Genomic DNA, 3,175 nt, shown 5'->3' with positions numbered 1-3,175 from the left:
ACACCGGCTACGGCATCGGAACCATATTGAGCGGACGCGCCATCGCGTAAAACTTCGATATGGTCGATGGCCGCCATCGGAATCATATCGATATCAACGGGTGTTGTTCCTTGGTTAGGGCCTGCCACAGCCGAAAGATTTGCTGTGGTATGACGGCGTTTACCATCTACCAGAACAAGGGTTTCATTAGAATTCAGCCCCCTCAAACTCAAGGAATCAGTCAAAGCACCGCTATCAAATCCAGCATTGGGAACGCTTAAAGAAGGTAATAATTGTGTCAGGGCATCCCGTAAACTGGGCATCCCCGTTTGGGTCAGTTGCTTAGCTGAAATCATATCAATCGGAGAAATGCTCTCGCTTGCTTTTTTTCCAGTTTCACGTGTGCCGGTAACAATAATGGCATCTCCGTTATTGGCCGTGATATCATTTTTGTCTGCAGCCAAAACGGCATAAGGATATTGAAAAACACTGCATAAAAAAGAAAGATAAAATCCTCCTTTTGGTATAAAAGTTTTCATACCAAACCCCTATTTTAATTTTTAAATAACAATCTCCTTGTTTTTGAATTTATATAACAATTTTTTGTATTTGAAGTAAAAATATTTAAATATTGTTAAAACAAAAATATGTTGATTAAATTTTTTAAATATATAAAATAATGCGAAATTATTTCAGATTATACTGAAAAATAAGATATATGTTAATGAACCCATAAATTGAGATAAAATCTCAAAAAAATATAAATATAAGGAAATTATTAGGCTATATCATTGAAAAATATATTTTTTATTCATGAAATATAGCCTTAATTTAACTAGATATTATCCGCTAAAATTGAAGCGTATTTACTCGGTACAAATTCAATAATTTCATAATCGGCTATGTCATTTTGTCGAAAGGGATCTTCTAACAAAATTTGTTCCAAATGATCGCGGCTTATCTGACTATTGACCAATATAATGCCGCCATTTCTTGGATTTTTAGCACCCGAAGCCAGAAAATACCCCGATTGATAATGAATATCCAAAAAATCTCGATGGGCTTTTATGTGCTTTTCTATTTCGCTGATCGGCTTTTTATAAAAAAGATTAACGATAAACATCAACAGATATCCCTTATCATATTCTTCCTCCAATCCTCACAGAGAAAGACAAGACTTACAGCGTGAAAACAGGACTATAAAAGACTTTTTTCTAGCCCTGTTTCAGGCTCGTTACGCTTTTATATGAAGATCAAAACCCGTTGTGTTTGGTCGTTCCAAACCGGCTTTCAGCTCCATCGTTGGAATGACATAATCACCGCCATTCTGTTTTCTATAGGCGATAGGGGCTGTGCTCTCGAGTGTTCTCATCCGTTCGCGCAACTCTTTCGCGGTTGCATCGAATTGCTGTTCGTTAAAACGATCGACCCGATAGGCGACAAAGGACGGCAATACCGTAAATCCGGGATAGAATAAAATGCCATGGGTAATCGGAAATAATAAATCATCAATCGAACCATTGATGCCGCGCTGTGAATAATGCTCTTGCCAGCCGCCAGCTGTTACCACCAACATTGCGCGCTTGCCCGCCATTTTGCCTTCGCCATAACGATCGCCCCAGCGTTTATCACTATGTTCACCGACACCATAGGCAAAACCACAAGCATAAACGCGATCAACCCATCCCTTCAAAATGGCTGGCATTCCGAACCACCATAAAGGAAATTGAAGGATGACCATATCTGCCCAAAGCAGTTTTTCCTGCTCGGCCTGAACATCCTCGGTTAATTGATGCGCCGCCAAATTTTTGGCAGAGGCTTCGGCTATTTTTAACCGCTCATCGGGAGCAAGAAGGGGGAAATCACTCCGATCGACCGTGGCTTTTCACTGCATAGCGTAAAGGTCGGATAGCTGAATTTTATGCCCCTGTGCTTCAAGTTCACTTATCATGCTATCTAGCAAAGCGCCATTCAAAGACTGACGTTCGGGATGGGCAAAAACAATCAGAACATTCATGGCCTATTATCCTATAATATAGAAAAGAGTCTCTATACTGGCGCAACAGACAAAGAGACTCTCGGTTAAGACAGCCTTTTCCTAACATCCTCTAAATGTATATTTTATAACCAATCGAACTCTGTCACCATGCTTTATATTGGTCGGCCAGATAGCCATTTCAAATTCAGCCTATCTGTCTTTCCACTTTGGTTCACATCTGATCTTCTCACAATAATTAGGGTTCTTTTCTCTGTTCCACGTGAAACAAAAAGGCCGCAATTTAAAAATTACAGGCTATTTTCAGGCCAAAATGACGGTTGATGATTGTTTTTCATCCCGAAAACTGTTTGATAGCTTTTCTCTGTTTCTCCCGTCTGGATGATTTTTATCCCTGTTATGAAAGAGTTTTTCGACATTGTGGTCATAGGCGGCGGTCATGCTGGCTGTGAAGCTGCGGCGGTCGCCGCTCGTATGGGGGCGAAAACCGCTCTTGTGACGATGGACAGCGAACAGATCGGGGCAATGTCCTGCAATCCGGCGATCGGTGGATTAGGAAAAGGCCATCTGGTGCGTGAAATTGACGCATGGGACGGCTTGATGCCTCATGCGGCTGATTATGCCGCTATTCATTATCGGATGCTCAACCGCAGCAAAGGCAGCGCGGTGCAAGGGCCTCGCATACAGGCTGACCGTAATCGTTATAAAAAAGCGATCCAGACGGCGTTAAAAGAACAAGCTAATCTTTCCATTATTGAAGGCATGGCTGAATCTTTTCAAATGGATCATGGCACGGTCGAGGGTGTTCTCTTGGCCGAGGGTCGGTTGCTCACGACAAAAAGCGTGGTGCTTACAACGGGTACTTTTCTGGATGCGTGGCTGTTCTGCGGTGAAAAGAAATGGCGGGGAGGCCGGATCGGTGAACAGCCCTCACTCGGTCTTGCCGAACAGTTGAAAGCGCTTAATCTACCTCTAGGACGATTGAAAACCGGCACACCCGCAAGACTGGACGGTCGAACGATCGACTGGGCAAGATTGCAACGCCAGCCTTCGGATGAAGAGCCTTGGACAATGGCCAGCTATGGCACGGGACGGGTTGCCCCTCAAATCGCTTGTTCTTTGACGCGCAGCAATCAAAAAACCCATGATATCATTCGGGCAGGACTGGATCGCTCACCACTTTTCAGCGGCGCAATAGAG

General features: G+C 43.2%; 3 protein-coding genes and 1 pseudogene. 1 reads left to right on the top strand and 3 read right to left on the bottom strand.

The features are described from left to right. The 3 genes and pseudogenes from LDL18_RS08915 to LDL18_RS08905 form a co-directional block, all read right to left on the bottom strand. Positions 1 to 518: Plug domain-containing protein (locus LDL18_RS08915; protein WP_296508858.1), on the bottom strand; the 518-nt coding region annotated here is incomplete at its 3' end. Positions 519 to 814: 296 nt separating this feature from the next. Next, entirely contained in the window at positions 815 to 1,102 is a 288-nt protein-coding gene (locus tag LDL18_RS08910; RefSeq protein WP_296508856.1) for a YciI family protein, read from the bottom strand. Positions 1,103 to 1,213: 111 nt separating this feature from the next. Further along, positions 1,214 to 1,996, bottom strand: a pseudogene (locus LDL18_RS08905) (NAD(P)H-dependent oxidoreductase). 360 nt (positions 1,997 to 2,356) lie between these two features. Here LDL18_RS08905 and LDL18_RS08900 point away from each other — a divergent pair. Continuing rightward, on the top strand, positions 2,357 to 3,175 hold an 819-nt coding region (locus LDL18_RS08900; protein ID WP_296508853.1), incomplete at its 3' end, for an FAD-dependent oxidoreductase.

Source organism: Zymomonas sp. (genome assembly GCF_020216885.1).
Classification (GTDB): domain Bacteria; phylum Pseudomonadota; class Alphaproteobacteria; order Sphingomonadales; family Sphingomonadaceae; genus Zymomonas.
This window is presented reverse-complemented; position numbering and strand designations above follow the sequence as displayed.

Bases quoted from the DNA above. Each gene is read 5' to 3' on its own strand.
- LDL18_RS08910 (WP_296508856.1), bottom strand. From the start codon at position 1,102: ATGTTTATCGTTAATCTTTTTTATAAAAAGCCGATCAGCGAAATAGAA.